Source organism: Rhodoferax lacus (assembly GCF_003415675.1).
GTDB lineage: Bacteria > Pseudomonadota > Gammaproteobacteria > Burkholderiales > Burkholderiaceae_C > Allorhodoferax > Allorhodoferax lacus.
In genome coordinates, this window is record NZ_QFZK01000014.1 from 69,284 (window position 1) to 95,835 (window position 26,552).

27 protein-coding genes and 1 pseudogene are annotated in these 26,552 nt (G+C 62.5%); 11 read left to right on the plus strand and 17 right to left on the minus strand.

Going from position 1 to position 26,552, the window contains the following annotated elements:
• Positions 1-40: 40 nt before the first annotated feature.
• From DIC66_RS17660 to mnmG, 8 genes are all read right to left on the minus strand, one after another.
• Complete coding sequence (locus DIC66_RS17660; protein ID WP_117179413.1) at positions 41-787, minus strand: HD-GYP domain-containing protein; 747 nt, start codon at positions 785-787, stop codon at positions 41-43.
• 11 nt (positions 788-798) lie between these two features.
• Complete coding sequence (locus DIC66_RS17665; RefSeq protein ID WP_117179414.1) at positions 799-1,566, minus strand: class I SAM-dependent methyltransferase; 768 nt, start codon at positions 1,564-1,566, stop codon at positions 799-801.
• A 24-nt stretch (positions 1,567-1,590) separates the two neighbouring features.
• Positions 1,591-2,577, minus strand: coding sequence for a ParB/RepB/Spo0J family partition protein (locus tag DIC66_RS17670; RefSeq protein ID WP_117179415.1), 987 nt, complete (start codon positions 2,575-2,577; stop codon positions 1,591-1,593).
• Between the two features lie 13 nt (positions 2,578-2,590).
• On the minus strand, positions 2,591-3,172 hold the full coding sequence (locus DIC66_RS17675) for an RBBP9/YdeN family alpha/beta hydrolase (RefSeq protein WP_117179416.1): 582 nt from the start codon (positions 3,170-3,172) through the stop codon (positions 2,591-2,593).
• A gap of 68 nt (positions 3,173-3,240) precedes the next feature.
• Positions 3,241-4,026: a ParA family protein gene (locus DIC66_RS17680; RefSeq protein ID WP_117179447.1), complete on the minus strand. Its 786-nt coding sequence runs from the start codon at positions 4,024-4,026 to the stop codon at positions 3,241-3,243.
• 56 nt (positions 4,027-4,082) lie between these two features.
• Positions 4,083-4,697, minus strand: coding sequence for a LysE family transporter (locus DIC66_RS17685; protein WP_117179417.1), 615 nt, complete (start codon positions 4,695-4,697; stop codon positions 4,083-4,085).
• Between the two features lie 241 nt (positions 4,698-4,938).
• Positions 4,939-5,616 (minus strand): 16S rRNA (guanine(527)-N(7))-methyltransferase RsmG, encoded by a 678-nt coding sequence (rsmG, locus tag DIC66_RS17690; protein ID WP_117179418.1) that lies wholly within the window; start codon positions 5,614-5,616, stop codon positions 4,939-4,941.
• The gene (mnmG, locus tag DIC66_RS17695; protein WP_117179419.1) at positions 5,613-7,730 is read right to left on the minus strand and encodes a tRNA uridine-5-carboxymethylaminomethyl(34) synthesis enzyme MnmG; all 2,118 of its coding nucleotides are present in this window, start codon (positions 7,728-7,730) and stop codon (positions 5,613-5,615) included. Before mnmG ends, rsmG begins: the two co-directional genes overlap by 4 nt.
• A gap of 201 nt (positions 7,731-7,931) precedes the next feature.
• Here mnmG and DIC66_RS17700 point away from each other — a divergent pair, with 201 nt between their 5' ends.
• Positions 7,932-9,536, plus strand: coding sequence for a GMC family oxidoreductase (locus DIC66_RS17700; protein ID WP_233505974.1), 1,605 nt, complete (start codon positions 7,932-7,934; stop codon positions 9,534-9,536).
• 47 nt (positions 9,537-9,583) lie between these two features.
• Here DIC66_RS17700 and DIC66_RS17705 read toward each other — a convergent pair whose 3' ends face one another.
• Entirely contained in the window at positions 9,584-10,138 is a 555-nt protein-coding gene (locus DIC66_RS17705; protein ID WP_117179421.1) for a cytochrome b, read from the minus strand.
• A 190-nt stretch (positions 10,139-10,328) separates the two neighbouring features.
• Here DIC66_RS17705 and gstA point away from each other — a divergent pair, with 190 nt between their 5' ends.
• The gene (gene gstA, locus DIC66_RS17710) at positions 10,329-10,937 is read left to right on the plus strand and encodes a glutathione transferase GstA (protein WP_117179422.1); all 609 of its coding nucleotides are present in this window, start codon (positions 10,329-10,331) and stop codon (positions 10,935-10,937) included.
• A gap of 40 nt (positions 10,938-10,977) precedes the next feature.
• Here the strand turns inward: gstA and DIC66_RS17715 are convergent, their stop codons facing one another.
• From DIC66_RS17715 to DIC66_RS17725, 3 genes are all read right to left on the minus strand, one after another.
• Positions 10,978-12,159, minus strand: a complete 1,182-nt coding sequence (locus DIC66_RS17715; protein ID WP_117179423.1) for a YbfB/YjiJ family MFS transporter — start codon at positions 12,157-12,159, stop codon at positions 10,978-10,980.
• A gap of 175 nt (positions 12,160-12,334) precedes the next feature.
• Positions 12,335-12,901, minus strand: coding sequence for a hemerythrin domain-containing protein (locus tag DIC66_RS17720; protein WP_117179424.1), 567 nt, complete (start codon positions 12,899-12,901; stop codon positions 12,335-12,337).
• A 98-nt stretch (positions 12,902-12,999) separates the two neighbouring features.
• Positions 13,000-15,258, minus strand: coding sequence for a heavy metal translocating P-type ATPase (locus DIC66_RS17725; protein WP_233505976.1), 2,259 nt, complete (start codon positions 15,256-15,258; stop codon positions 13,000-13,002).
• Positions 15,259-15,336: 78 nt separating this feature from the next.
• Here DIC66_RS17725 and DIC66_RS17730 point away from each other — a divergent pair, with 78 nt between their 5' ends.
• From DIC66_RS17730 to DIC66_RS17740, 3 genes are all read left to right on the plus strand, one after another.
• Positions 15,337-15,537, plus strand: a complete 201-nt coding sequence (locus tag DIC66_RS17730; RefSeq protein ID WP_117179426.1) for a heavy-metal-associated domain-containing protein — start codon at positions 15,337-15,339, stop codon at positions 15,535-15,537.
• A 37-nt stretch (positions 15,538-15,574) separates the two neighbouring features.
• On the plus strand, positions 15,575-16,492 hold the full coding sequence (locus DIC66_RS17735) for a pirin family protein (RefSeq protein WP_117179427.1): 918 nt from the start codon (positions 15,575-15,577) through the stop codon (positions 16,490-16,492).
• 321 nt (positions 16,493-16,813) lie between these two features.
• Positions 16,814-17,332 (plus strand): YMGG-like glycine zipper-containing protein, encoded by a 519-nt coding sequence (locus DIC66_RS17740; RefSeq protein WP_117179428.1) that lies wholly within the window; start codon positions 16,814-16,816, stop codon positions 17,330-17,332.
• Between the two features lie 13 nt (positions 17,333-17,345).
• Here the strand turns inward: DIC66_RS17740 and DIC66_RS17745 are convergent, their stop codons facing one another.
• Positions 17,346-18,263: a recombination-associated protein RdgC gene (locus DIC66_RS17745; protein WP_117179429.1), complete on the minus strand. Its 918-nt coding sequence runs from the start codon at positions 18,261-18,263 to the stop codon at positions 17,346-17,348.
• Between the two features lie 190 nt (positions 18,264-18,453).
• On the opposite strand from DIC66_RS17745, the gene DIC66_RS17750 reads away from it, so the two are divergent.
• The 3 genes from DIC66_RS17750 (at position 18,454) to DIC66_RS17760 (ending at position 20,174) form a co-directional block, all read left to right on the plus strand.
• Positions 18,454-18,975: a Spy/CpxP family protein refolding chaperone gene (locus DIC66_RS17750; protein WP_117179430.1), complete on the plus strand. Its 522-nt coding sequence runs from the start codon at positions 18,454-18,456 to the stop codon at positions 18,973-18,975.
• Between the two features lie 135 nt (positions 18,976-19,110).
• Positions 19,111-19,962: a DUF2189 domain-containing protein gene (locus DIC66_RS17755; protein ID WP_117179431.1), complete on the plus strand. Its 852-nt coding sequence runs from the start codon at positions 19,111-19,113 to the stop codon at positions 19,960-19,962.
• Complete coding sequence (locus DIC66_RS17760; protein ID WP_199534789.1) at positions 19,962-20,174, plus strand: DUF2788 domain-containing protein; 213 nt, start codon at positions 19,962-19,964, stop codon at positions 20,172-20,174. The genes DIC66_RS17755 and DIC66_RS17760 overlap by 1 nt, the downstream gene beginning before the upstream one ends.
• Here the strand turns inward: DIC66_RS17760 and DIC66_RS17765 are convergent.
• Both DIC66_RS17765 and DIC66_RS17770 read right to left on the minus strand, forming a co-directional pair.
• The gene (locus tag DIC66_RS17765; protein WP_117179433.1) at positions 20,171-20,749 is read right to left on the minus strand and encodes an NnrU family protein; all 579 of its coding nucleotides are present in this window, start codon (positions 20,747-20,749) and stop codon (positions 20,171-20,173) included. The two genes, DIC66_RS17760 and DIC66_RS17765, sit on opposite strands and share 4 nt — an antisense overlap.
• 39 nt (positions 20,750-20,788) lie before the next feature.
• Complete coding sequence (locus DIC66_RS17770) at positions 20,789-22,351, minus strand: GGDEF domain-containing protein (protein ID WP_117179434.1); 1,563 nt, start codon at positions 22,349-22,351, stop codon at positions 20,789-20,791.
• 531 nt (positions 22,352-22,882) lie between these two features.
• Between DIC66_RS17770 and minC the strand changes: the two genes are divergently transcribed.
• From minC to minE, 3 genes are read left to right on the plus strand one after another with little or no spacing between them, the layout of a single operon-like run.
• The gene (minC, locus tag DIC66_RS17775) at positions 22,883-23,653 is read left to right on the plus strand and encodes a septum site-determining protein MinC (protein ID WP_117179435.1); all 771 of its coding nucleotides are present in this window, start codon (positions 22,883-22,885) and stop codon (positions 23,651-23,653) included.
• A 32-nt stretch (positions 23,654-23,685) separates the two neighbouring features.
• Positions 23,686-24,501: a septum site-determining protein MinD gene (gene minD, locus DIC66_RS17780; protein WP_117179436.1), complete on the plus strand. Its 816-nt coding sequence runs from the start codon at positions 23,686-23,688 to the stop codon at positions 24,499-24,501.
• A 4-nt stretch (positions 24,502-24,505) separates the two neighbouring features.
• Positions 24,506-24,766 carry a cell division topological specificity factor MinE gene (gene minE, locus DIC66_RS17785; RefSeq protein WP_117179437.1) on the plus strand — a complete coding sequence of 87 codons (261 nt, stop codon included), beginning with the start codon at positions 24,506-24,508 and terminating at the stop codon, positions 24,764-24,766.
• Positions 24,767-24,801: 35 nt separating this feature from the next.
• Here the strand turns inward: minE and DIC66_RS17790 are convergent.
• Together DIC66_RS17790 and DIC66_RS17795 are read right to left on the minus strand one after the other, a co-directional pair.
• Positions 24,802-25,665 (minus strand): annotated as a pseudogene (locus DIC66_RS17790) (HD-GYP domain-containing protein); the annotation flags it as partial.
• 40 nt (positions 25,666-25,705) lie between these two features.
• Positions 25,706-26,552: IS3 family transposase (locus DIC66_RS17795; RefSeq protein WP_117179448.1), on the minus strand; the 847-nt coding region annotated here is incomplete at its 5' end.

Below are 26,552 nucleotides of genomic sequence, written 5' to 3' on the forward strand. Positions count from 1 at the left end.
CACGCTGAACTGCCGGGCTATCCCCTTGAAGCGCGGGCGCTTACAGCTCGGCGATCTCTGCAATGGCGTTGGCCATGTAATCGATCTTGTTCTGCATGTCGCGCTCGGTATCGGCGAAGCGGCGCGCCACGTCTTCGAATTCCACGGTGAGTTCCATGAAGGCATCGACCACGTCGGGGTCAAAGTGCTGGCCACGCTCGCCAAAGATAATGCCCACGGCTTCCTCGTGCGACACACCCTGGCGATAGATCTTGTTGCTGATCAGTGCGTCGTACACATCGGCCACGGCGACCAGACGGGCCGATAGCGGAATCTGGGTTTCGGACAGGCCCTTGGGGTAGCCCTTGCCGTTCCACTTTTCGTGGTGCGACTGCGTCAGCTCCTTGGCAAAGTTCAGTATGGGGGACTGCAAGCCCAGCGCCTTTTCCGCCTGCACAATGGCTTCATAGCCACGGGTGGTGTGGGTGCTCATGATGGCCAGTTCGTCCGGTGTCAGCCGGCCTGGCTTGAGCAGGATGCGGTCGGGTATGGCCACGGTACCCAGGTCATACATGGCCACACTGGCGCACAAGTCGTTGATGTAGCCGCGGGTGAGGCGGTGGGCGTAGGCCGCTTGCTGCTGCAACTTCTCGGCCAGCAGGCGCACGTAATGCTTGACACGCAACAGGTGGCTGGCGGTGTCGGACTCGCGCAGCTCGGCCAACGAGGCCACGGCGAACAGCACCACCTGGTGTGCATGCAAGGCATCAACGGCGTTCTCGCCTGGCAACGGGGACTGGGAATCCATTTATTTTCTCCTTAGCGCGCCACCACCGGCGCCCTGTACAGCCAGACCATTTTGCCACCGGGCGTGCGGTATTGGGCGCTGGGTCGCAGATGTGTTGCTTCAAAGTCCAGACTCACCAACCAGGCGCCTTCGCGCAGTTCACCGGCCTTGAGAACGGCGCGCGTCATGCTCTCCGGGCGCTGGAACACATAGACCATGTCGTAGGCCGACCAATCGGCTATCCAGATGTCCCCGCGGCGCACCCGCGCCCAGGGGCAGCGCAGGGCACTCAGGAACCGCAGCGGCCAGGAATACTCCAGGCCATGCAGAGCGGCTTGTGGGTAGGCGGCATGCAGGGCCTGCAGGCCGTCACCGGCACCGCAACCAGCGTCCAGCACCAGGGCACCTGTGGGCAGGGGCGCGTGGCGCGGCAATTCATTCAAGGCATCCGCTGGCGTGGGAAAAAGGGGCGCATCACGCCAGGCATTAATGGGGTAGACCAGCAGCAAAAAACCCAAGGGCAGCAACCAGGCCCAGGCCGGTATGGAGGTAGCCCCGGCCGAGACCAGCGAGATCGCCAGGGACAGCGGAAAACCCGCACCAATCAACAGGCGGCGCCACCAGCTGTCGCCCCACAGACTGCAGGCCACACCCAGAGCCGAGGCGGTACCCAGCGCCACACCGGCAGAAAAACCCTGGTCCGCCAGCAGCTTGAACACCAGCCAGGCCAGCAGCCAGGCCAAGATGGCAGGCAACGGCCAGCGCCAGCGGGCGGGCCAGAGCGTGTGGGGGCTGAACATGGGCGAACCTTCAGGCGCTGTGTATCAGCGCGACACGCCGGGCGAGAGGCGCTCGATCAGGCCATTGAGCTCGTCGAGCGAGGCAAACTGGATCACCACCTCGCCCATGTCTTCCATGCGGCCGTTGCGCTTGACGCGCTTCTTGAGGTGCACATCCACCTGCGCCATCAGCAAATCCGAGAGCTCTTCCTCCACCCGCTTCAAGTCGCGTGACTTTTCTTTCTTGGGCTTGGGGCTGGTCAGCGCGAACTCTGCGCTGAGTTTTTTGACCAGGCTTTCGGCCTCGCGCACCGAGAGCTTTTTGGTAGCAATCTGGCTGGCTGCCGTGATCTGGGTGGCCCGGTCCAAGGCCAGCAGGGCGCGGGCGTGGCCCATGTCGATGTCGCCGGCCATCAGCATGGTCTGCACCGGGTCGGCCAGGTTCAAGAGGCGCAGCAGGTTGCTGGCCGCACTGCGCGAGCGGCCCACCGCCTGAGCGGCGCTTTCATGCGTCAGGCCGAACTCCTTGATCAGGCGCTGCAGGCCCTGGGCCTCTTCCAGCGGGTTCAGGTCCTCGCGCTGCATGTTCTCGATGAGGGCCATGGCGGCAGCCGCTTGGTCGGGCACGTCGCGCACCAGCACCGGCACGCTGTCCAGGCCAGCCAGTTTGGCGGCCCGGAAACGGCGCTCGCCGGCAATGATCTCGTACAGCGGGCGCGGTGTGCCGCCGCTGGGCTCTGCCCCCGGGTTCTGTGCGAGGCGCTTGGCTTGCGCCTGCTCGTCGCTCAGGCGGCGCACCAGGATGGGCTGCATGATGCCCTGGGCCTTGATGCTCTCGGCCAGTTCATACAGCGCGCCCTCGTCCATGTGGGTGCGCGGCTGGTACTGACCTGCGACCAGGTCGGACAGTGTCAGCGTGCTGGGCAGATCAGCCGCGGCGACGCTGCCGTCCAGGTTGATGGCTTCCTTGACCTTGGGGCCCAGCAGGGCCTCCAGGCCCATGCCCAGACCCTTGGGTTTTTTGGTGACCATGGTGTTTTCCTTTTTAGATGGTGGGGTTGTGCGCTGCCGTGGGCAGGCCAGGGTGCAGGCGCGCCAGCAGCGCGCGGCCTTCGGGCCAATCGCCCAGGCCGGAGTCGGCATTGATATGGCCGCATGCACCGAAGTCGATGAATTCCGCGCCCCAGGCAGCGGCGAATGCGCGGGCCCGGGCAAAACTGCAATAGGGGTCATCCTGGCTGCCCAGCAGCAGGCTGGGGAAGGGCAACTTGTTCAGCGGCACGGGCGACCAGCTTTTGAGCGCGGCCTGCAACTCGGGCCGCTCCGGGTCGCCCGGTGCCACCAGGAGTGCCCCGGAAACCAAATGGGTGTTGCGCGAGTGCGAAGCCCAGGCGGCGGTCAGCAGGCAACCCAGGCTGTGGGCCACCAGAATGCTGGGGCCACCGTGTGCGTCATGTCGGGCCAGCAGCACGTCTTCCAGGCGGGCAATCCAGTCGCCGCGTAGCGGGCGCATCCAGTCGTGCTGCTCCACCCGCACGTCGCCATGCAGCGCTTCCCAACGGCTTTGCCAGTGGGCCGGTCCGGAGTTTTGCCAGCCGGGAAGAATCAGGATGTTGGGCGTTGACATGGCTTGTGGAGATGGATTCATTCGCTATGAATTAGATAGCAAGGGTATGCAGGCACGGGCGCCCTGCCCTACATGGACTGGACGCGGCCCACCATCTCCTGGGCAAAGGTGACAAAGGCCTGCGCCCCCTTGGAGTTCAGGTCAAACACCACACCGGGCACGCCGTAACTGGGGGCCTCGGCCAGGCGCACATTGCGCGGGATGACGGTGTCAAACACCTTGTCGGCAAAGTGGGCCTTGAGCTGGTCACTGACCTGTTGCTGCAGGGTGATGCGCGGGTCAAACATCACGCGCAAGAGGCCGATGATCTGCAGATCGTCATTCAGGTTGGCCTTGACCTGCTTGATGGTGTTGACCAGATCGGTCAGGCCCTCGAGGGCAAAGTACTCGCACTGCATGGGCACGATGACGCCGTGGGCGCAGCACAGCCCGTTGAGCGTGAGCATGGACAAGGACGGAGGGCAGTCGATCAGCACGAAGTCGTACTCGGTCTGCACCGCGGCAATGGCGGCTTTGAGGCGGCGCTCGCGTCGCTCCACTTCCACCAGTTCCACCTCGGCCCCGGCCAGCTCGCGGTTGGCACCCAGCACGTCGTAGCCGCAACCGGCGGCCTGCAGCTTTTCGCTCTGCACCCGGGCCTCGGTGATGGAGGCCGACTCCAGCAGCACGTCGTACACCGTGAGTGCCAGCTTGCGCTTGTCCACGCCCGAGCCCATGGTGGCATTGCCCTGGGGGTCCAGGTCAATCATCAGCACGCGCTGCCCCACCTTGGCCAGACCGGCGGCCAGATTGACGGTGGTGGTGGTCTTGCCCACGCCGCCTTTTTGGTTGGCAATACAGAAAATCTTGGCCATGCGTTGGGGCTCCCCTGCAGTTGAATCGTTGGCGTCCACAGCCGCTTCTGCGTCGCTCATTTGGAGAGCGCCAGCTTGAGGCCAAAGCCCACCAGGAACAGCCCCGCCACTTTTTCCAGCACCCGGCTGATGGCGGGGTTGGCGCGCACGCGCTCGGCCAGAAAGTGGGTCAGCAGCGTGGCCGCGAGCCCATACAAAAAGGTCAGGCCTGCGATGGTGGCGGCCATGAAACCGTAAGTGACCAGCCCCTGCTGGCGCACCGGGTCAACAAACAGGGGGAAGAACGCCATATAGAACAGGATGGCCTTGGGGTTGAGCAGGGTGATCATCAATGCCTGGCGCAGGTAGTGGCGCGGCTTGATGTTCAGCACGGGCGCGGCACCCGGTTTGGCCAGCAGCATCTTGCAACCCAGCCAGCCCAGGTACAAGGCACCCAGCCACTGCACCGCCGAGAAGGCCTCCGGGTAGGCCGCCAGCAGGGCCGCCACACCGGCCACGGCCGACCACATCAGCACCTGGTCGCCCAAAATGACTCCCAGGGTAGCAGCCAGTCCACCGGCGATGCCGCCCTTGCTGGTGCTGGTAACCAGCGCCAGATTGCCCGGGCCCGGGATCAGCAAAAAGACAATAACGGTGACGACAAAAGTGCCGTAGTCGGTGACGCCGAGCATGGTGGGTTTCTTTCTGGGGAAGGGTAGGAGTTTACGTTGGATTTTTGCGGGGTTGGTCCTCGCTTTTTTCTCTCGCCCGCAACAGGGTTGGGGTACGTGTCGCCGCTCGTGTCCCCCGGCCTTCGGCCTCCTCCTTTACCTCGCTCTGATACGCACCCCAACCCTGCCGCTGGAGACTGCGCGGCACGCACAAGAAATCACGATCAATCGCAGCGCACCAAAGGCTGCTTGACCACCCAGCTCAAGGACCAACCTTGCGCATCCACAGGATGCAACGCTCCGCATCCAGGCCCGGCACCTGCAGTTGTTCCACGTGAAACACCTGGACGTCTGCGGGCAGGACGGCGATTTCATCGGCTGGATGCTTGCCCTTCATGCCCATCCAGATGCCCTGCCCCGCCAGCGCATTGCCTGACCAGTTGACGAAGTCCACCAGCGAAGCAAAGGCGCGTGAACTCACCACGTCGTAGCGTTCGGTCAGCTTCTCCACACGGGCGTGGATGCCACGCAGATTGGGCAGCTTCAGGGAAACCGCCACCTGCTGGATAAAGGCAGCCTTCTTGGCCACCGTGTCCACGCAGTGCACGGTGACCTCTGGGCAGCAGATGGCGATGACGGCGCCGGGCAGACCGGCGCCCGAGCCTACATCCAGCAGGCGTACCGGCGCGGCGGCATCTACAGCACCAGTCGCCCGCAAGTTTGCAACTTGGCTCTGCAAAGGCCGGATGACCGCCAGACTGTCCAGCAGGTGATGCGTCAGCATTTCTGCCGGGTCGCGCACAGCGGTCAGGTTGTAGACCTTGGTCCACTTCTGGATCAGGTCCATGTAGTCCAACAACTGGACCAACTGGGCGTCAGTCAAGCTCAGGCCCAAGGCCTGAACGCCAGCACGCAATTCCGCTTCCAGCGCGCGCGTCATGGCGCCAACTCCGCAGCTTGGCCCAAAGCCACTGGCGCAGTCTCAGCCCCCTGCTCCCCGGTACTTGCCTTGTCCGCAAAGCCGCGGAAGTTGCCACGCTTGAGATGGATCAGCAGCAAGGAAATGGTGGCCGGGGTGATGCCCGACAGGCGCGAGGCCAGGCCCAGGGTTTCGGGGCGGTATTTGTTCAGGCGCTGCCGCGCCTCGATGCTCAGCGCCGGGACCTGCATATAGTCCAGCTCCGCTGGAAGCCGCAGGTTCTCGTAGTGGGCGGCACGTTCCACTTCACCCTTTTGCCGGTCTATGTAGCCGGAGTACTTGGCGGCAATCTCCACCTGCTCCACCACGGATGCCACAAAAACGTCCTGAGCCAGCACGGCGTCAGATGCTTTGCCAGCAGCAACCACATCGCCAGTGGGCGCTGCCACCACCGGCAGTTCGGCATTGGCAAAGCGACCACCCGCCAGCGACATCAGCCCGGCATAGCTCACGTCCGGTCTGCGCAACAGGTCGGCCAGGTTGTATTCATGCTCCATGGCTTTGCCCAGCACCCGCTCGGCCTCGGCCTGCGCCAGGTTGCGCGGGTTCACCCAGATGCTGCGCAGGCGCTCTGTTTCACGTGAAACAGCATCGCGCTTGCGGTTGAATGCCGCCCAGCGGGCATCGTCCACCAGGCCCAGCTGCCGCCCCACTTCGGTCAGGCGGGCGTCGGCATTGTCTTCGCGCAGCTGCAGGCGGAACTCGGCCCGACTGGTGAACATGCGGTAGGGCTCGGTCACGCCCTTGGTGATCAGGTCATCCACCAGCACGCCCAGGTAGGCCTGGTCGCGGCCCGGCAGCCAGCTCTCTCCGGTGTAAAGGATGCTGCCCGCGTTGCTGGCCGCATCGTTGCCACCGCCCTGCGCCCTCGCCTGCAAAGCCGCATTGACACCCGCAAAAAGGCCCTGGGCCGCAGCCTCCTCGTAGCCGGTGGTGCCATTGATCTGCCCGGCAAAAAACAGGCCGGCGATCTGGCGCGTCTCGAAACTGCTCTTGAGCGAACGCGGGTCGAAGTAGTCGTACTCGATGGCGTAGCCCGGGCGCAGGATGTGCGCATTCTCCAGCCCCGGCATGCTGCGCACCAGCTGCAGTTGGATGTCAAACGGCAGGCTGGTGGAGATGCCGTTGGGGTAGTACTCGTGGGTGGTCAGGCCCTCGGGCTCCAGGAAGATCTGGTGGCTGTCCTTGTCGGCAAAGCGGTTCACCTTGTCTTCCACGCTGGGGCAGTAGCGCGGCCCCACGCCTTCGATCTTGCCCATGAACATGGGGCTGCGATCAAAGCCGCTGCGGATGATCTCGTGCGTGCGCGCGTTGGTGTGGGTGATCCAGCACGGCATTTGCTGCGGGTGCATCTGGGTTCTGCCCATGAAGCTGAACACTGGCATCTGCGCGGCCATACCACCGGGCATGCCGTCGCCGGGTTGTTCCTGGCACTTGGAGAAGTCGATGCTGCGCCCGTCGATGCGCGGGGGCGTACCGGTTTTCAGGCGCCCTTGCGGCAGTTGCAGCTCCTTCAGTCGCGCACTCAAAGAGACTGCGGGCGGGTCACCGGCACGGCCCGCCGCGTAGTTGTTCAGGCCTACATGGATCTTGCCGTCCAGAAAGGTCCCCGCCGTCAGCACCACGGTACGGGCACGGAATTCGATCCCCACCTGCGTCACGGCACCCACCACGCGCTCCCCTTCCACCAGAAGGTCGTCCACCGCCTGCTGGAACAGGACCAGGTTGGGCTGGTTTTCCAGCACGCGGCGAATGGCCGCCTTGTACAACACGCGGTCGGCCTGAGCGCGTGTGGCGCGCACGGCCGGGCCCTTGCTGGAATTGAGGATGCGGAACTGGATGCCCGCCTCGTCCGTAGCCAGCGCCATGGCGCCGCCCAGGGCGTCCACCTCCTTGACCAGATGGCCCTTGCCAATGCCGCCAATCGAGGGGTTGCAGCTCATCTGCCCCAGGGTCTCGATGTTGTGGGTCAGCAGCAGGGTCTTGCAGCCCATGCGGGCAGAGGCCAGCGCGGCCTCGGCTCCGGCATGGCCGCCGCCAACGACGATCACGTCGAAATAATCTGGGTAAAGCATGGTGAATCCAATGGGGCGCCGGGCCGCTGGCGGCGGGCGCGAAGGGTGCGGGGGAAGCCTGCGATTCTACCGGCTGCCGCAATAACAGGCAGGGGGCACGGTCACCCCCAAGCCGAGCAGACGCCAGGGCCTGGCGCCGCGGCCAGTGCGCGTGGCATAGTCCGGAATAACCAAAGTACAAGCGCCTGCATGCAAACACCCGTGAACCCAGCCCCCTTCGATTACCTCATCATCGGCGGCGGATCGGCCGGCTGCGTGCTGGCAGCGCGCCTGTCCGAGGACCCGCAGGTGCGTGTGGCCTTGCTGGAAGCTGGCCCGTCCGATAGCAATGTGCTGATCCACTGCCCGCTGGGCATTGCGGCCTTGGCCCTGACTGGCCAGGCGAACTGGAAATTCGAGACCGTGCCGCAGGCCGGACTGAACGGGCGGCGCGGTTACCAGCCGCGTGGCAAGGTGCTGGGCGGGTCGAGCTCGATCAACGCCATGATTTACGTGCGCGGTCAGCGCGAGGACTATGACCATTGGGCTGCCGAGGGCAACCCCGGCTGGTCGTTTGATGAGGTACTGCCCTACTTCCGGCGCGCCGAAGACAATGCCCGCGGCGCCGACGCTTTCCACGGCACCGGCGGCCCGCTGCATGTGATGGACCTGATCAGCCCCAACCCCCTGGGCGCGCGCTTTGTCGAAGCCGCGCGCCAGGCCGGATACCCGGTCAACCCCGACTTCAACGGCGCCAGCCAGGAAGGCGTGGGCCCGTACCAGGTGACGCACAGGAACGGCGAGCGCTGCAGTGCTGCCAAGGCCTACCTGACGCCGCACCTGGCACGCCCCAACCTGCAGGTGCTGACCGGCGCGCACACCTGCCGCATCCTCATGGACCAGCGCCGCGCCATTGGCGTGGAATTTGTGCAGCAGGGCCAGACCCGGCAACTGATGGCCAGGCGCGAGGTGCTGCTGTGCGCCGGCGCCCTGCAGTCGCCCCAATTGCTGATGCTCTCCGGCATCGGTCCGGGCTCCCAACTGCAAGCCCAGGGCATAGCGACGGTGCACAACCTGCCCGGCGTCGGCCAGCAGCTGCATGACCACTTGGACGTGGTGCAGGTGCTGGAGGCGCCACAGCTCAAGGAGTCGATTGGCCTGTCAGCCAGCGGTGCCCTGAAAACCGCCAAGGCCATCTTCGAGTGGCGCCGCCATCGCACCGGCCTGCTGACCAGCAATGCGGCCGAGGCCGGTGGCTTCATCAAGAGCGCCGCCACCGAGGCCACAGCCGATTTGCAGCTGCACTTTGTGGTGGCCAAACTGGTCAACCATGCCCGCACCCTCGTGCTGGGTCACGGCGTTTCCAGCCACCTGTGCGTGCTGCGCCCCCTGAGCCGGGGCAGCGTGCAACTGGCAAGTCCAGACCCGTTGGATGCACCCCGGATAGACCCCAACTTTCTGGGGCACCCGGATGACCTCCGGCGGCTGGTACTGGGTTTTCGGCAGATGCGCCATCTGTTGCAGCAGCCTGCCCTGGCCAGCCTGGGCACGCAGGAATCAGCGAGGTCGGCTTGCGCGCGCAGCGACGCCGAGATCGAACAATTCATCCGCAACCATGGCGATACCATCTACCACCCGGTGGGCAGCTGCCGCATGGGCCCGGGCGCCTCGGATGTGGTGGACGCCCGCTTGAAGGTGCACGGGGTGCAGGGCCTGCGTGTAGTGGACGCCTCCATCATGCCGCGCATTGTCAGTGGCAACACCAATGCGCCCGTCATCATGATCGCCGAGAAGGCCGCTGACATGATCAAGGCTGACGCTGTATAAAAGAGAAGCCGGCACTCACTTGAGGCCGGCAAACTGAAGCCACTCGCCTACTTCAGCCACATGCGGCGCAGGGTGTTGTCTTTCACCACGTAATGGTGGAACAGGCCCGCCACCGCATGGGCGCCAATCAGGAAGTAGCCCACATTGCCGCCCAGCTCGTGGACGCGCATGATGGTGTGGCTCCATCTTTCGCTCTCTTCGAGCAGCCTGGGAACCGCCAGACCGAAAAAAGTCACCGAATGGCCGTGGGTATTGACGGCCACCAGACCCACCACCGGCATCAGCACCATCATGGCGTAGAGTGCCAGATGCATGAGCTTGGCCAGTTTTTCCTGCCAGACCGGTGGCGCCGGAAGGATGGCCGGTGTGGTGCCCATCAGCCGAAACAGCAGGCGCAGCCAGACCAGGCCAAACACCAACAGGCCCAGCGAAAAGTGCGTGTCCATCGCCCACTGGCGACCGGCATTGCCCGCATCCCCTTCAGGAAAAATCTCCGTGAGATTGATGGCGGCATAGATGCCAATAAAAGCCAGGACCATCAGCCAGTGCATGGCAATGCTGGCTTGGCTGTAACGTTGAACGGATGAGGGTGTAGTTGGCATAGGAAGCTGGCGGTTGCAAAGCTTTCGACTCTACGCCATGTAGGCCCACGCTGACCTGCAAGTGCCAACACATCGAAAGTGGGCCGGGCGCTGCAATCTGCGCGATTTCCCGCTAGCATCGCGCACGGCCTGCGGCAAGCCTGTTGCCAAGGACGCCTCTCACCATCAACCATTCCAAAAAGGACACCTCATGAAGCTGTACTACTCTGCTGGCGCCTGCTCGCTGTCGCCCCACATCGTGCTGCACGAATCCGGCCTGCCCTTCCAGGCCCTGTCGGCCCCGACCAAGACCCACAAGCTCGACGACGGCACCGACTACTACACCATCAACCCCCTGGGCTACGTGCCCCTGCTGGAACTCGATGACGGCCGCCGCCTGCACGAAGGCCCGGCCATCGTCCAGTACATCGCCGACCAGGCCCCGGGCAAACACCTGGCGCCCGCCAATGGCACTTTCGAGCGTTACAAGCTGCAGGAGTGGCTGACCTTCATCGGCACCGAACTGCACAAGGGCTTCTCGCCCCTGTTCAACCCGACAACGCCCGCCGACTACAAGCCCAGCTGCCTGGAGCGCCTGAGCAGCCGCCTGCAATGGGTGGAAGGTGAACTGGCCGGCAAGCAGTACCTGATGGGTGACACCTTCAGCGTGGCCGACGCCTACCTCTTCACCGTGACCAACTGGGCACCTTATGTGGCGCTGGATATTTCCGGTTTCCCCAACCTGCTGGCCTACCGTGCCCGCGTGGCGGCACGCCCTGCCGTCGTGGCGGCGATGAAGGCCGAAGGCCTGATCAAGTAAGGGACCCACGACACCATCACAGCAGCACACGCTGCTGTGGTCAGTGCGCCACCAAAGCCCGCTGGCGCCAGGCCAGCGCGGCACCCGCCCACAGGGCCAGGGCGGAAAACACCAGGCCGCGCTCCAGGCCGCCGCTGCCATCGGCAATCCAGCCCACCACTGTGGGCCCCACAATCTGGCCCGCTGCAAACACCGTGGTAAAGGCACTGATGCCCGAAGCCCAGGCGCTGTGTGGCAGGTTGTGCCGAACCAAGGCTGTGGTGGAAGCCACTACCGACAGGAACACCGCCCCAAAAAGCAGGCCCGACAGCAGCACCAGAGGCCAGGCCTGGGTCAGCGCAGGCAGCAGCGTCGCCAACCCCAGCAAGGCATTGAGCAGGGCCAGGGGCTTGCCGTCCTGGTAGCGGTCCAGCAGGCCGGCCCACAGGCGCGAAGAGGCCATCACCGCCACACCCAGCAAGGCATAGAACACCGTGATCTCGGTAGCCGAGCGGCCTTGCCCACGCAGCAGCGCCACTACAAAGGTCATGTAACCGATGTAGCCAACGCCAAACAGGGTGTAGCCCGCCAGGCCATAGCCAAACTGTCGCCAGCGAAAGTGCCGCTCGGGCTGGCCAGGCACTGGCGGCGGTGAGGGCCAGGCCGCCATCAAGCGGGCCGGCCACCACAACACCAGGCTGAACAGCAGGCACAGCGCCCCCAGCGCCCACCAGGCCCAGCGCCAGCCATGGGCACTGGCCTGGGCCGCGTCCAGCACCGCTGGCACCAGCAGGGCCGACAGGGCAATCCCGACACCGGTGCCGCCGTAGTACAGCCCGAGCAACAGGCCGCTGCGCTGCGGGTCACGCGCACCCAGGCGGGCGGCCAGCAAGCCCCCGGCCACAAACACCAGGGCACTGGCCACACCCGCCAGCAGGCGCTGCAGCAGCAGGCCTTCGGTCTGCGTGACAAAGCCGCTACCCACCATGAACACACTAGCCAGCAGGGCACCGCCCACCAGCAGCAGCGAAGGGCCAAAGCGGCGCATCAGCCAGGGACAGGCCAGTGCGCCCAGAAAATAGCCCGTGGCATTGGCCGTGTTCATGGCCCCGGCCAGTGCGTAGGACCAGCCCAGATCAGAGCGCATGGCAGGCAAGAGCAAGCCGTAGGCAAAGCGCGTGATGCCCAGGGACACCGCCGCCCCCAGGGAGATGGCCAGCGCCAGTGCCGTCAGCTGACGCAAGGAGGTGTGCAAAGTGAGGTGCCCGTTAACCACAGTGGGGGCATTGTGGGGCACAACGCCTCCCACATAGTGGCAGAGCGTGGGGGCAACAAACCCGCCGACGGGCCGCCCCTAGGCGGGTTGGCCCCCTAGGGGGGCAGAGAGCCACACGCAGTGGGCGAACGTGGGGGCAAAATCAATGCGAAGCAGCGTCCCTGGCGATGCGGGTGAAGAGGCGGTCATACACCGGGTCGCGTGGGTACTTGCCACTCAGGGGATCGCAGTTGGTGGCAAAGGCTGCGTCCAGCGCGCGCCAGTCGGCATCGCTCAACACCTGCTCCGCCAGCGGCAGTACCTCGGCATCTTCGAGCTGCATATGGCGCAGGTACAGGTCCAGGTAGTGCCGGGCCGCGTCCTCAAAGGTCTGTCGGCGCGAGTCGCCCACCAGCTCCCAGCCCAGCAGCAGATGCTGCAGCTCGCGCACCGCCCGCTCGCTGCCCGCGTGGTCCTTTTCCAGCCGTTGCAGCACCTCCTGGCATTGCGGTGCCACCCGCAGCAACTGCGGGAACAGCAGCAGCGACTCCTTGGGATGGTGCTGCCTCTCAGGGAACTCGTCGATGTAGAACAGGGTGGCGCGCATCACATCAAAGTAGCGCTCGGGCTCATCTCCTGGCCCGCGGTCGATCATCCGGCCCAGCGCACGCAGCATGGCCGCCAGCGTCTTGTGTTCGTCGCGAATAATCTGCAGGCTTTGGTGAGCCATGGCATGTCTCCTCTTTATCTGCAGAGGCTCTCACAAGGGGTTGCAAGGGGCATTGATACAGGTCAACCGCTCCCTGCTGCTTCCAATGGTGTCAGGCGTCAGGGCTTCCAGCGCTTGAGCAGCAGGGCATTGGCCATCACGCTGACCGAGCTCAAAGCCATGGCAGCACCGGCAAATACCGGGTTCAAAAAGCCCAGCGCCGCCAGCGGAATGCCGGCCACGTTGTAGGCAAAGGCCCAGAACAGGTTCTGGCGGATCTTGCGCACGGTGCGCGCCGAGATGTCCAGGGCTGCGGCCACCAGCAGCGGGTCGCCGCGCATCAGGGTCATGCCTGCGGCATGCATGGCCACATCGGTGCCGCCGCCCTCCGGGTTGGCCATGGCCATGCCTACATCGGCGGCAGCCAGGGCGGGCGCGTCATTCACACCATCGCCCACCATCAGCACGGTGTGTCCACCCTCCTTCAGGCGCAGCACCTGGGCTGCCTTGTCACCCGGCAGCACCTCGGCCATCACCTCGCCATGCTCCGGATGCAAACCCAGCTGGCGCGCCATGGCCTCGGCCGCACCCCGGTTGTCACCGGAGAGCATCAAGAGGCGCAGGCCGCGCGCGCGCAGCGCGGCCAGGGCTTGCTTGGCCGCCGGTTTGGGCTGGTCGCCAAAGCCCAGCAGGGCGCGCAGCAGGACGGTGTCTGCGCCATTCACCTGCACGCGTTCGGCCAGGGCCGACACGGTAAGCCCACGGGCCTGCCAGGCGGCCGCTGGAGCGGCCAGCTCCGTCTGATCGACGTGCAACTCCTCCATCCAGCGCAGGCTGCCCAGCAGCAGCTGGCGTCCCTCCACCTGTCCCTGCATGCCGCGTCCTGGCACGGCGCTGGCTTCGCTGACGGCCAGCAGAGTCAGGCCTTTTTCGCGGGCGGCCGCCAGCACGGCGCGCGCCAGCGGGTGCTCGGAGCCGCTTTGCAGGCTGGCAGCGCGTTGCAGCAATTCGTCAGGGGGCTGGCCGAGGACGCAGGCCATGTCTGCCAGCTTCGGGCGGCCCACGGTGAGTGTGCCGGTCTTGTCCAACACCACGGTGTCAATCTGGTGGGCGCGCTCCAGCGCTTCGGCGTCCTTGATCAGAATGCCGTATTGGGCCGCCACCCCGGTACCAGCCATGATGGCTGCCGGCGTGGCCAGGCCCAGGGCGCAGGGGCAGGCAATCACCAGCACCGCCACGGCGTTGATCAGCGCCAGCTCAAACGGGTGCCCCGTCAGCCACCAGCCCAGGAGAGTCAGCAGGGCAATGCCCAGCACCACCGGCACAAACACCGCGCTCACCTGGTCCACCAGGCGCTGTATGGGCGCCTTGGCGGCCTGCGCGTCCTCCACCAGCCGGATGATGTGCGAGAGCGTGGTGTCAGCCCCCACCGCCCGCACCTGCATGCGCACCCGGCCGTCGCCATTGATGGAACCGGCCGTGAGCAGGCTGCCCGCCTGCTTGGCCACGGGCAGGGCTTCGCCGGTGAGCATGGATTCATCGACCTGGGTATGGCCCTCCTGCAGCACACCGTCGGCGGCAAAACGTTCGCCCGGCTTGACCACCAGCACGTCGCCCACCAGCACCTCGTCGGCGGGCACATCCACCTCGCCATCCGGCCCCACCAGATGGGCCAGCTCTGGGCGCAGGGCGTGCAGTGCGCGTATGGCCGAGGTGGTCTGGCGCTTGGCACCGGCCTCCAGCCATTTGCCCAGCAGCACCAGCGTCACCACCAGCGCAGAGCCCTCAAAATACAGGTGCACCATGGCGCCCGGCTCCGCACTCAGCCAGAGCCAGACCGACAGAGCCCAGCCTGCCGTGGTGCCAATGGCCACCAGCAGGTCCATATTGCCGCTGAAGTTTTTGACGGCGCTCCAGGCCGCCTTGTAAAAACGCGCACCCAGCACAAACTGCACCGGTGTGGCCAACAAGAACTGCCACAGGGCAGGCAGCATCCAGTGAAAACCCAACGCATCACCCAGCATGGGCAATACCAAAGGCATGGACAGGGCCAGGCCCCAGGCGATGGGTGCAAAGCCGCTCCAGCGCGAGACCTCCGCGGCATCCATCAGGGTGTCTGCGGCGCGCGGCTCGTAGCCGGCATCGCGTACGGCGCGGCGCAGGCGGGCTTCCATGTTGACGGCACCCGAAACACCCGCCTCCACCCCGGCAGGTGCGGCCTCGGTCAGTTGCACGCGGGCCGACTCGGTGGCCAGATTGACGGTGGCCTGCGCCACGCCGGGCACTTTTTTCAGCGCGCGCTCCACCCGCGCTACGCAGGACGCGCAGGTCATGCCACCGATGCCGATATCTAGAGAAAGCGCCGCTTCGTTGTTCATGCCATCCAGCCCCAAACTTCCTACTATTAACAGGTTCACACTATGCTCTTATCCCAACCCAGTTTGCACGGAGATCCCATGACCCAAATTTTCACTGTTACCGGAATGACCTGCGGCCACTGCGAGAAAGCCGTAACCCGCGCCCTGTTGCAAGTCGACCCCCAGGCCCAGGTGCAGATTGACCGCGCCCAGAACCGGGTGGAAGTCACCTCCGCACAGGAGCGCGCGGCCCTGGCCCAGGCCATTGCCGAAGAAGGTTACGCCGTCGCCGCGGACTGAGCCCAGGCCCCCGCACCAGCACACAGGAGCACCCGCCATGACTGCCACCCCCACCGCCTCTACACTGCGCCAGGTCGAGCGCCTGGTCACCGGCCAGCCCACCAGCGATGGTGCGGGCGTGAAGCTCACCCGGGTGCTGACGCAGGACCTGCAAAAGCGCCTGGACCCCTTCTTGATGCTCGACAGCTTTGCCAGCGACAAGCCCGAAGACTATGGCGCGGGCTTTCCCAACCACCCGCACCGGGGGTTCGAGACGGTGACCTACATGATTGCCGGGCGCATGCGCCACACAGACAGCGGCGGCCACGAAGGCCTGCTGCAAAACGGTGGCGTGCAGTGGATGACGGCCGGCTTTGGCCTGGTCCACAGCGAAATGCCGGAACAGGAAGCCGGTGTGATGGAAGGCTTTCAGCTCTGGCTGAACCTGCCGGGCAAGGACAAGCTGTGCAAGCCCTGGTACCGCGATATCCAGAGCGACAGCATTCCCGAAATCACCACGCCCAAGGGTGAAGGCGATGACCCGCGCGGCGGCGTGCTGGTGCGTGTCATCTCCGGCGCCAGCCACGGTGTAGAAGGCGCCATGCACCGCAGCGCTGCCGACTACCCCACTGACCCGCTGTACCTGGACCTGCATTTCCCAAGCAGTGGCGCCAGCATCACCCAACCCATTCCCGAGGCACACAACGCTTTCCTGTATGTCTACCGCGGCACCGTGCATGTGGTGGATGCTGAAGGCCGGGCAACACCGGTGCCGCGCCAGCGCATGGCGATCCTGAAAAACGCCGGTGCTGCGGTCATGCTGCAGTCGGAGAGTTCCACTGAGCCGGCCCGTGCCCTGCTGATTGCGGGCCAGCCGCTGCACGAGCCGATTGCGCAGTACGGCCCGTTTGTGATGAACACCCGCGAGGAACTGATGACGGCAGTGGAAGACTTCCAGGCTGGGCGCATGGGGTGAATGTGGCCCCCACGTTCGCGCACTGCGTGTCGCTCTCTTCCCCCCAAGGGGGCTAACCCGGCTCGGGGCGGCCCAGCGCCGGGTTGTTTGGCCCCAACGTTCGCGCACTACGTGTCGCTCTCTTCCCCCCAAGGGGGCTAACCCGGCTCGGGGCGGCCCAGCGCCGGGTTGTTTGGCCCCAACGTTCGCGCACTACGTGTCGCTCTCTGCCCTTCAGTTGTAAGACCTTGTTAACCGCGTCATCGCCTGGCGCGGCAGGCCGTTGAACACGCACAAACCGTCACTTCTGGCGGTACCGGGCGCTAGAGCCCACCAGCAGCCATGTTCACATCTGCACGCTCCAACACTACCCTGCGCGCCAGCGCTGTTCTGGCTTTGGCCCTGACGGGGCTCGCAGGACAAGCGGCCCACGCCGACAACCTGAACCCGATTCTGGGTGGCGGCCTGGGCGCCATGGCAGGCGCCTTCATCGGCCAGTCCATGGGCGGGCGTGACGGTGCCATGATCGGTGCCGCCGTGGGTGGCGTGGCCGGCGTCAGCATTGCCAGCAACAACGGCTACCGTCGCCAGGAATCGGTGCGCACCGTGGTCTACGATCAGCCCTACCGCCAGGCCCCGGTCTATGCCGCACCCGTCTATGCAGCCCCTGTGGTTGTGGCACCTTCCTATGGCTACCGCGTGGTGGAACGCGTGAACTACTATCCGGTGCACGACTACGGCCGCCGCGGCTGGGGTGGCCATGACCACGGTCACGATGACCGTTCTTGGGGCCGCCGTGATGAGTACCGCCACGACGATCATCGTGGCGGCGACCACCGCGGCTGGGATCGCCGCGACTAAGCAGGCCGGAAAATCAGGCTGGAGGTATGGGCAACACTTCGGAGCCCAGTGCCTCCAGCAAGTCCGGAATGAGCTTTTGCAGCTCGCCAGTGGCAATGGCCACATCGGCATCGAAGTTGTCGTCCCGGCCATCTGAGGCCAGGGCCGATGCCGCTTCAAACACCACGTCCAGTACCGCCACCTTCTTGAGCTGTAGCGCCTCGGTCAGCACAAAGGACACATGGTCGTTCCAGGTCATGGCCAGACGGGTAGGCATCTTGCCCATGGCAATGTGCTCGGTCACCTCGTCGGTGTCCAGGGCATGGCGGGTGTACCGCACCACCGCCTTGGATTCGTCAGCGGCCTTGAGTTCGCATTCTCGGTCAACCGTAAAACCGGGGGGCGCCTCCTTGGCCGCCAGCCACTGCGCCATGGCGGCAGCTGGTGACATCTGGGTGTTGATCAACTGCACGGCAAAGCCTTCAATGGCATTGACCAAACAGCTCATCACCTCATCGGCCCGGCCCTGGCTGCCCGCATCCAGCACCAGCAGCATGGCTTGCGGGTCAATCCAGACCACGGTGGCACCCTGCTTGGTAAAGGCCATGGGCAAGAGGCTCATGCGCGCATCGTCCAGCACTTCGCGCGCTTCCTTCTTGCCGGGCTTGCGGCCAGTAGTGGCCTCAATCTGGGCCAGTTGTTCCTGGGCGCGGCGCTTCACCACCGAAGCGGGCAGCACCTTGGTCTCCACCATCAGTTTGAGAATCCACTGGCCGCCCACCACTTCCACCAGAGCTGCATTGGCCTGCCCACGCGGCTCCACCCAGCCCACGGCCTTTTCCTGGGAACCGGCACACTCCACATAACGCGCAGGCTCCAGCGCCGCTTCCAACTGCGCAGCTGTCACCGTCCAGGGCGACAGCATGCGGTACATCATCACATTCTTGAACACAAATTTCCTTGTTGTTGGGGCCGCAAAACATGCGGCAGCAGCTCTATTGTCGGCCCAAGCGCCGTGCAGCTTTTTCATGCAACTTTACAAAGCCTTGTTCCAGCATAACGCCGGGGAAACAGAGGCGGCGCACACTGCAGACAGGTTGCAAGCGATATCCGCTCTGCCCCTTTTTGAAAGCTAGGAAACCATGAAAAAATTGATTCAATCCCTGGTGGTCGCCGGTCTGATGGCAGGTGCTGGCGGCATGGCCTTCGCGCAGGCTGGCGGCATGATGGACCATGGCGGCATGCACCATGGCGACCCGGCCAAAATGGCCCAGATGCACGCCAAACATTTGGCAGACCTCAAGGCCAAACTCAAAATCACTGCCTCCCAGGAAGGCGCCTGGACCACCTTTGCCGACAGCATGAAACCCCCGGCAGACATGATGGGCAAGCGCCCCGACCCGGCCGAGCTCGACAAGCTCAGCACGCCCGAGCGCATTGACAAGATGCGGGCCCTGCACAAGGAACGCATGACTGCAATGGAAGCGGCCATGGACAAGCGCGGTGACGCCACCAAGGTGTTTTATGCCACGCTCAGCCCCGAGCAAAAGAAGGTGTTCGATGAAGAGTTCGCCAAAATGGGCCGCCGTGGCGACCGGGAACACCCCATGGGCCACAAGATGGACCACAACGGAGCCAAGCCGGCGCAGCCTGCCAAACCATAGGCCTTTGGTGCGCGCAGGCGCGTAGCCGGGATCGCTGCAGGATTTGCCACTACCCTTGGACAGGGCAAACCCTGCGGTTGACTGACATCAAACTTGTAAGATGGGGACGGCACTACACTCCCCCCTCTTACCGCCATGCCTACTCACTCTATTCCCAGCGTTGCACCCAAGGTCAAGACCATCGGCATGATGCAGCCGCTGGTGTGGCTGGTTCAGGCCTGGAGCGACATCGTCCGATCCGGCTGGATCAGCATTCTGCATGGTGTGGTGCTGACGGCGGCAGGCATCGCCATCGTTGCCTTCGCCCGCCACCGCTTCTGGTTGCTGGCCGGCGCACTGTCCGGTTTCATGGTGATAGCGCCGGTGCTGGCCACCAGCCTCTATGCACTGAGCCGCGCCATTGAACGCCGCGAGAAGCCCAATTTTTCGGTGGTACTCAAAACCTGGTTGAACTGGCAGAACAGCCACTTCAACAAATGGGACAACGACTACTGGTGCATGGTGCAGTTCGGCCTGCTGCTGGCAGCGGCTGCCACGGGTTGGGTGCTGACTTCGGCGGCTCTCATTACCCTGATGGCGCCCGTGCCCATCAACAGTCCGCTGGACTTTGTGCACCACGTCATGCTGGCGCCGGACAGCTGGCTGTTTGAAATCTGGCTGGCACTGGGCGGTGTCATGGCAGCACCCCTCTTTGCCTCCAGCGTAGTGGCCATGCCGCTGCTGCTGGACCGCCGCGTCACCCTGTTGCAGGCGGTGCTGACCAGCTGGCAAACCGTGCTGGCCAATCCCATGCCCATGGCTTTTTGGGCCAGCATCATCATGATATTCACGCTGCTGGGTCTGGGTTCACTGTTTCTCGGTCTGATCCCGGTACTGCCCATGCTGGGCCACGCCAGTTGGCATGCCTACCATGACCTGGTAGATGCTTCCGAGCTGCCCGCCCGCGAACCATTTTCGGCTCCTGACAGCCAGTTTGGCACCCCCTGATGTTTGGTTTTTCTGAAGAACAAATTGCCACCTTTGGCCTCACCTTCGGGGTGGGCGGCTTCATGCTCTACATGTTGTTCATCATCGGACACCTGGCATGGGAGTCCAAGGCCGGCAAGTTCGGTACCTTTGTGATTTTTCTGGGTCTGGCCTTTGGTATGGTGGGCTTTGTTGCCAAGTACTTCATCCAGTGGTTCATGGAGCACAACTAGCCAAAGGGTTTGACGCCCATCAGCAGCCCATGCACCCACAGGGCAAACACAGCAGCCAACACCACTCCCAGCAGCACCGTCAGCATAGTGGCTGACAGCGTGCCCGCGGGGTACTGAATGCCCTGGGCACGGTCCCGGCGGCGCAGGCTGATGAAGTCCAGCACAGCCCAGGCCAGGAACGCACCAAACAGCACCATGTGGGCCAGATTGCCATTGGCCAGCAAATGGGCAAAGGCCCAGGTTTTCACGCCCAGCACCATGGGATGGTGCACGCGGGCCTTGATGGCATTGCCAGGCACATAAGCCGCTACCAGAAGCACAAAGGCCAGCACATTGAACAATGCGGCCGCATGGCGCATGCCCACCGGCGGCAACCACAACAGCACTGGCGTTTCACGGGCCATACCAAAGCCCCAAATAACGAGTCCAAAACCCATCAAGGACAGCACGGAATAGGCGCCCTTGAAGGCCTGTTCCCCCATGCGGGCCTTGGCCTGCGTGCGCCAGTCGTCAGCAAAAATGCGAACCGAGTGCACGCCCAAAAAAACAAACAAACCAAAGATCAGATAGGCCATGTCGGCTCCAGGTTATTGCCGCTGTCTGAATGCCGGGAACTAGCTGGCCAGCACCCGGTTTTTTCCTGCACGCTTGGCCAGATACATGGCCTGGTCGGCTCGCCGGATGGCATCCATGCCGGGCTCGGCTGGCGCCAACTGGGCCACGCCCGCACTGAAGGTGATCAACACCTTCTCGGTGCCCGCCAAAAAGAACTTCTTGGTCAATTCACGCTGCAAACGGGTCATGGCCTCAATGCCTTTGTCCATGGCCGTATCGGGCAAGAGAATGACAAACTCCTCGCCGCCATAGCGGGCCAGCGTGTCCTGGGGTCTCATGCATTCGCGCGCTACTTGCGCCAGATGGGTCAGTGCGGAATCTCCCATGGCATGTCCCAAGCTGTCATTCAGGGCCTTGAAATTGTCAATATCCAGCAGAGCCACACTCAGAGGAGTTTCCTTGCGCCTGAAGGTTGATATTTCGCGTTCCAGTGCTTCCTCCAGGCCCTTGCGGTTGAGCGCTCCCGTGAGCGGATCATGCCGCGCCTGCGTACTGACCCGATCGAGTTCCTGGTGCAATTTTGCAATCTGTTCCTGCGTGCTGTTGGCTTGCACGCGCATGGTCTGCAACTCGTCACGCGCAGACAAGGTGTCCTTGGCAATCGTGCGCGTGGCACCAACCACTTCCTTCAAAACGGGTGCAATATCAGCCAGTGACTTGGCACTTTCAATCTGGCGTGCACTGCCTTCGAGCATTTCGTGAAAGCTGCCGGTGGATTCGGACATCTGTGAGAGACGGTCAATAAACGCTGCCAGCATCTGGCGCATTTCGTCTTGCGCCAGCAAGGTTTTTTGCTTGGCATCCTTTTGCTTGGAAATGACGTCCTTGAGCAAGCGCTCCACCTCGTCCAGGCGACGCAATGTCAGTGGGGGAGCAGAGGCGGTTTTGAGGCTGTCCATCTGGCCCTTGAGCCATTGGTCCTCCACGCTGAGCTCCCCTATGTTCTCGAACACCAGTTGCAGCAGCTTGAGCAAGGCGTTTTTGACTTCGGCCTGGTCTTCGGCCGCAAAAGACAGCCGATGGCTGTAATTCACCAGCAATTGCTTGACCTCAACCACATCAAAACCGGGTTCCTTCAAGGCTTTGATGAGTTGTCGGCTTTGCTCGGAAAACCGTTCATCGTCCGTGCCCAAAGCCGGCTGTACATACTCCACCAGGCGCCCCATCTGCGCCAGAAAATCAGAACTCAAAGGAATACCGCCGTCAGCGACAGGTGGTGTGCTGACCTTGCTTGCCGGTCCTGAACCCGATGCAGCAGTGCTTTCCATGCTGCTGTTGCCACTGAAGCTGACATAGCCCACCAAGGCCGCGCGCACGCCATCCCAATTCATGCGGTCAATGCTGGATTCAAACAAGCCCTTTTGTCGCTGCTGACCTGGCGTCTTGGCCTGCAGCGCAGAAGCAATGCTGCGCAATTCCTGCGCAGGGAAATGTTCAACCACCGGTATACCGGCAATTTCGTTGTAAATCGACTTGTAGTTTCCGGGGGTGGGCGCGAGCTTGCGCGCTGTCAATTGCTTGAGCGTTTCACGGGCGGTTTCGAAGGATTTTTTTTCACTCATAACTCATTCGTCTGCTACAAATTCAATAGCACATCACACAACGCAACGATGTTCTAAGCATTGAACTCCAATGGAACCGCATCGCTGTGGGCACTAAAGGAGTATCCGCTGTAAGAACATCAATAGCCAGCCAAATGCACTGGCAAAGGGACAAAAATTCAAGCCACCACCTTCAGCCATGCTGTCAAGGTACAAAGCTGTGGATAGATATGGCACAACAGAGTACTTATCCACAGCCATCAGCCTTCTTGTCAAGTTATCCAGTTTACGGGTACATGGTGAAAGCATGCTCACCAACATGGGTTGAAGACTTCCAAGTACATGATTTCATTGAGAAAAGAGTACTTGTCCACCAAAAGAGGCAAACCTCTATCTACTACTACTATTCTTTTTTATAAAAAAGAAGATAAGAAGACAGGATAAGTCCCTTGAAAAAACAAAAATCTTGTTGCTCCGGACAGGCACTTTGCCCGGACCAATCAAGTAAGATTCGGCCTGTTTCCTTGTGGCCTCAGGCCCCGCCCAACTTCCATGTCCGTCAAGCCCAAAGGCCCATCTTCCAGGCCAAGCCCGGTAAATTTTGAAATCAAGAGTGCCCAGCTACCACTGGTTGCCTTGTTGTTGAAATCCAGCCGCTGGGAAGAGGTTGCGGCAGACCTTACAAAGCAATTTGGTGCTGAGGGCGAGAGCCCTGATTTCTTCGAAGAAGATCCGGTGGTGCTTGATTTTTCAGGCGTGGAACGCGGTGCAGAACTGGGAGACGTCACCGCCCTGTTGCAAGCGCTGCGGCAATGCCATCTGTTGCCACTGGCCTTTCGTGCGGAACCCGATGGTTGGACTGCGCAACTGCTGGAAGCAGGTTTGGTTCAGGCACCAGTGGAAATGGGCAAAGCCCACAGGCCACCGCCCGCGCCGGAGCAGCGGGTGCAGGAAGTGGTCAGGGAAGTCCCTGCGCCTCAGACCATGGTGATTGACAAGCCCATCCGGTCTGGCCAAAAAATTTATGCCCGTGGTGCGGACTTGGTGGTACTGGCCATGGTCAACCAAGGGGCCGAGGTCGTGGCTGACGGTAATATCCATGTCTATGCACCCTTGCGCGGCAAAGCCATGGCGGGTGCCCGCGGCAATACCTCGGCGCGCATTTTTTCGCTGTGCCTGGAGCCCGAACTGATTTCGATTGCCGGTGTCTATCGCACCAGTGAAAGTCCGCTTCCTGGTGATGTGGCGGGCAAGCCCGCGCAGGTGCGCTTGTCCAGCGAAGGCGGACAGGACAAGTTGCTGATTGAGCCGCTCAAGAATTGAGCATTGAACAAATAACACGAAAGAATTCCAGCATGGCAAAAATCATTGTGGTGACGTCCGGCAAGGGTGGTGTGGGCAAGACCACGACCAGTGCCAGCTTTGCAACCGGCCTGGCCCTGCGGGGTGCCAAGACGGCAGTGATTGACTTTGATGTGGGCCTGCGCAATCTGGATCTGATCATGGGCTGCGAGCGGCGTGTGGTTTATGACCTGATCAATGTGATCAATGGTGAAGCCAACCTCAACCAGGCCCTGATCAAGGACAAGCAGTGCGACAACCTGTATGTGCTGGCGGCCTCACAAACCCGTGACAAGGATGCCCTGACACAGGACGGTGTGGAAAAGGTTTTGACGGACCTCTCCGCCATGGGATTTGAGTACATCGTCTGTGACTCTCCGGCGGGCATTGAAACCGGTGCTCTCATGGCCATGCACTTTGCCGATGAAGCCCTGGTGGTGACCAACCCGGAAGTGTCCTCGGTACGCGACTCGGACCGCATCCTGGGCATGCTGGCCAGCAAGACCAAGCGCGCCATGGAAGGTGGAACGCCCATCAAGGAGCATTTGCTCATCACCCGCTACAACCCGGCGCGCGTGGACCAGGGCCAGATGCTGTCACTCGATGACATCAAGGACATCTTGCGCATCCCCCTGATTGGTGTGATTCCCGAGAGTGAATCGGTGCTGCAGGCATCCAACCAGGGTGTGCCAGCGGTGCATATGCAGGGCAGCGATGTGTCTGAGGCCTACAAGGATGTGATCGCACGCTTTCTGGGTGAGGACAAACCCATGCGTTTCATTGACGCTCCCAAACAGGGCTTGCTCAAGCGTCTTTTCGGAGGGAAATAACACCATGTCTTTTCTCTCCTTTCTGTTGGGCGAAAAAAAGAAAACAGCTGGTGTCGCCAAGGAACGGCTGCAGATCATTCTGGCCCATGAGCGCAGTGGCCGCAGCGCCGCCACACCCAATTACCTGCCGGACCTGCAAAGAGACCTGGTGGCGGTGATCAGCAAGTACATCAAGATCAATCCCGATGACATCAAGGTGCATCTGGAACGTCAGGACAACCTGGAAGTCCTGGAAGTCAAGATCGAGTTGCCAGACGCCCGTTAAGAGCGCTTGGGCAATGTAGCGATGAGCCGGTGCAATCAGGCCGGCGCGCTTACCAATTCAATCTGTTTGCGTTTGGCATCCATGTCTGCATCGCTGTCCGCATAGCGCAACGCAATGGCCTGGATTTCATCCTGGATAGACAAGAACGCGTCCACCATATCGGGATCAAAGTGGCTTCCCCGTCCGTCCTTGATGATGGCAATGGCTTTGCCGTGCGGCATGCTGTCTTTGTAGACGCGCCGGCTGATCAGTGCGTCATAGACATCGGCCACGGCCATGACGCGGGCGGACACGGGAATGGCCTCGCCCTTCAGACCCAGAGGGTAGCCGGAGCCGTCCCACTTTTCCTGATGGCCATAGGCAATTTCCTTGGCTATCGACAGGAAGTCAACCTGTAAGCCCAATGAGTTTTCTGCGGCCTGAATGGCGTCGCGTCCCAGGGTGGTGTGGGTCTTCATGATCTCGAACTCGGCCGGCTCAAAACGGCCAGGTTTGAGCAGGATGCGGTCGGGAATGCCGACCTTGCCGATGTCATGCAAAGGTGCTGATTTGAAGATCATTTCAATCATGCCGTCAGTCAAATAGGCGCGAAAGCGGGGATGGTTCTGCAGTTTGCTGGTAAGCGCCTTGACATAGAACTGGGTCCTGCGGATGTGGTTGCCGGTATCGGAATCGCGGGTTTCCGCCAGTGAGGCCATGGCTTGTATGGTGACGTCCTGGATGGCGGTGAGTTCGCGGGTGCGCCGGGCTACCTCATCTTCCAGATAGGCCGTCTTGTCGGTCAGAAAATCTGCGTGGGCTTTGGCCACCAGGTGGGTTTTGACCCGTGCTTCGAGTATGGGCGGACTGATGGGTTTGGTGATGTAGTCCGAAGCACCCAAGCTCAGGCCCTTGCGTTGGTAATCCCACCGATTTCCACTGAACCTAAAAGTAGAACAGTTATGCAGCCATGGCCAGATGCTGCTTTGGGGTGAAACCGCCCAGGGCCATATTTGGGCGGTCGTGATTGTAGGACCACATCCATTGGGTGGCGAAGTCCTGAACTTCTTCAATGCTGGACCAGTAATACTGGGATAACCACTCGTAGCGAACCGTCCTGTTGAACCGCTCGACATAAGCGTTCTGCTGCGGCTTGCCAGGCTGAATGTATTCAAACCGGATGCCCCATTCTTTGGCCCAGTTTTGGATGGTGCCACTGATGTTCTCTGGCCCGTTATCGCATCGAATCACCTGCGGTTTGCCGCGCCACGAAATGATCTGCTTCAAGGCCCGGATCACCCTCTCCGAGGGCAGTGAGAAGTCCACCTCAATGCCCAGTGCTTCACGGTTGAAATCATCAATGACATTGAACAGCCGCAGGTTCCTGCCATCTTCCAACTTGTCGTGCATAAAGTCCATCGACCAGACCTGATTGATGGTCTGGGGCACCGCCAAGGGCTCAGGCTTCTCACGCACCAGGCGCTTCCTGGGCTTGATGCGCAGGTTCAATTCCAACTCACGGTAGATGCGGTACACGCGTTTGTGGTTCCAACCGAAGCTCTTCACATTGCGCAGGTACAGGTAGCAGAGGCCAAAGCCCCAGTTGCGGTGGTTATCCGTCAGGCGGATCAGCCAGTCGGCGATGACCGCGTTCTCAGCGTCCTGTTTGGGTTCGTATCGGTAGCAGGACTCGCTGACCATAAACGCAGCGCAGGCCAGCCTTATGGGGACGCTGCGCATCAGAACTGCACGTTGGGCCATCTCGCGCCGGCGAGACGGCCTCACCACTTTTTTGCGAGGGCCTCGG

What these genes read in the sequence shown, in the direction of transcription:
- DIC66_RS17660 (WP_117179413.1), bottom strand. Translation starts at nt 787, where the DNA reads ATGGATTCCCAGTCCCCGTTGCCAGGCGAGAACGCCGTTGATGCCTTG.
- DIC66_RS17665 (WP_117179414.1), bottom strand. Translation starts at nt 1,566, where the DNA reads ATGTTCAGCCCCCACACGCTCTGGCCCGCCCGCTGGCGCTGGCCGTTG.
- DIC66_RS17670 (WP_117179415.1), bottom strand. Translation starts at nt 2,577, where the DNA reads ATGGTCACCAAAAAACCCAAGGGTCTGGGCATGGGCCTGGAGGCCCTG.
- DIC66_RS17675 (WP_117179416.1), bottom strand. Translation starts at nt 3,172, where the DNA reads ATGTCAACGCCCAACATCCTGATTCTTCCCGGCTGGCAAAACTCCGGA.
- DIC66_RS17680 (WP_117179447.1), bottom strand. Translation starts at nt 4,026, where the DNA reads ATGGCCAAGATTTTCTGTATTGCCAACCAAAAAGGCGGCGTGGGCAAG.
- DIC66_RS17685 (WP_117179417.1), bottom strand. Translation starts at nt 4,697, where the DNA reads ATGCTCGGCGTCACCGACTACGGCACTTTTGTCGTCACCGTTATTGTC.
- rsmG (WP_117179418.1), bottom strand. Translation starts at nt 5,616, where the DNA reads ATGACGCGCGCGCTGGAAGCGGAATTGCGTGCTGGCGTTCAGGCCTTG.
- mnmG (WP_117179419.1), bottom strand. Translation starts at nt 7,730, where the DNA reads ATGCTTTACCCAGATTATTTCGACGTGATCGTCGTTGGCGGCGGCCAT.
- DIC66_RS17705 (WP_117179421.1), bottom strand. Translation starts at nt 10,138, where the DNA reads ATGCCAACTACACCCTCATCCGTTCAACGTTACAGCCAAGCCAGCATT.
- gstA (WP_117179422.1), top strand. Translation starts at nt 10,329, where the DNA reads ATGAAGCTGTACTACTCTGCTGGCGCCTGCTCGCTGTCGCCCCACATC.
- DIC66_RS17720 (WP_117179424.1), bottom strand. Translation starts at nt 12,901, where the DNA reads ATGGCTCACCAAAGCCTGCAGATTATTCGCGACGAACACAAGACGCTG.
- DIC66_RS17725 (WP_233505976.1), bottom strand. Translation starts at nt 15,258, where the DNA reads ATGAACAACGAAGCGGCGCTTTCTCTAGATATCGGCATCGGTGGCATG.
- DIC66_RS17730 (WP_117179426.1), top strand. Translation starts at nt 15,337, where the DNA reads ATGACCCAAATTTTCACTGTTACCGGAATGACCTGCGGCCACTGCGAG.
- DIC66_RS17735 (WP_117179427.1), top strand. Translation starts at nt 15,575, where the DNA reads ATGACTGCCACCCCCACCGCCTCTACACTGCGCCAGGTCGAGCGCCTG.
- DIC66_RS17740 (WP_117179428.1), top strand. Translation starts at nt 16,814, where the DNA reads ATGTTCACATCTGCACGCTCCAACACTACCCTGCGCGCCAGCGCTGTT.
- DIC66_RS17750 (WP_117179430.1), top strand. Translation starts at nt 18,454, where the DNA reads ATGAAAAAATTGATTCAATCCCTGGTGGTCGCCGGTCTGATGGCAGGT.
- DIC66_RS17755 (WP_117179431.1), top strand. Translation starts at nt 19,111, where the DNA reads ATGCCTACTCACTCTATTCCCAGCGTTGCACCCAAGGTCAAGACCATC.
- DIC66_RS17760 (WP_199534789.1), top strand. Translation starts at nt 19,962, where the DNA reads ATGTTTGGTTTTTCTGAAGAACAAATTGCCACCTTTGGCCTCACCTTC.
- DIC66_RS17765 (WP_117179433.1), bottom strand. Translation starts at nt 20,749, where the DNA reads ATGGCCTATCTGATCTTTGGTTTGTTTGTTTTTTTGGGCGTGCACTCG.
- DIC66_RS17770 (WP_117179434.1), bottom strand. Translation starts at nt 22,351, where the DNA reads ATGAGTGAAAAAAAATCCTTCGAAACCGCCCGTGAAACGCTCAAGCAA.
- minC (WP_117179435.1), top strand. Translation starts at nt 22,883, where the DNA reads ATGTCCGTCAAGCCCAAAGGCCCATCTTCCAGGCCAAGCCCGGTAAAT.
- minD (WP_117179436.1), top strand. Translation starts at nt 23,686, where the DNA reads ATGGCAAAAATCATTGTGGTGACGTCCGGCAAGGGTGGTGTGGGCAAG.
- minE (WP_117179437.1), top strand. Translation starts at nt 24,506, where the DNA reads ATGTCTTTTCTCTCCTTTCTGTTGGGCGAAAAAAAGAAAACAGCTGGT.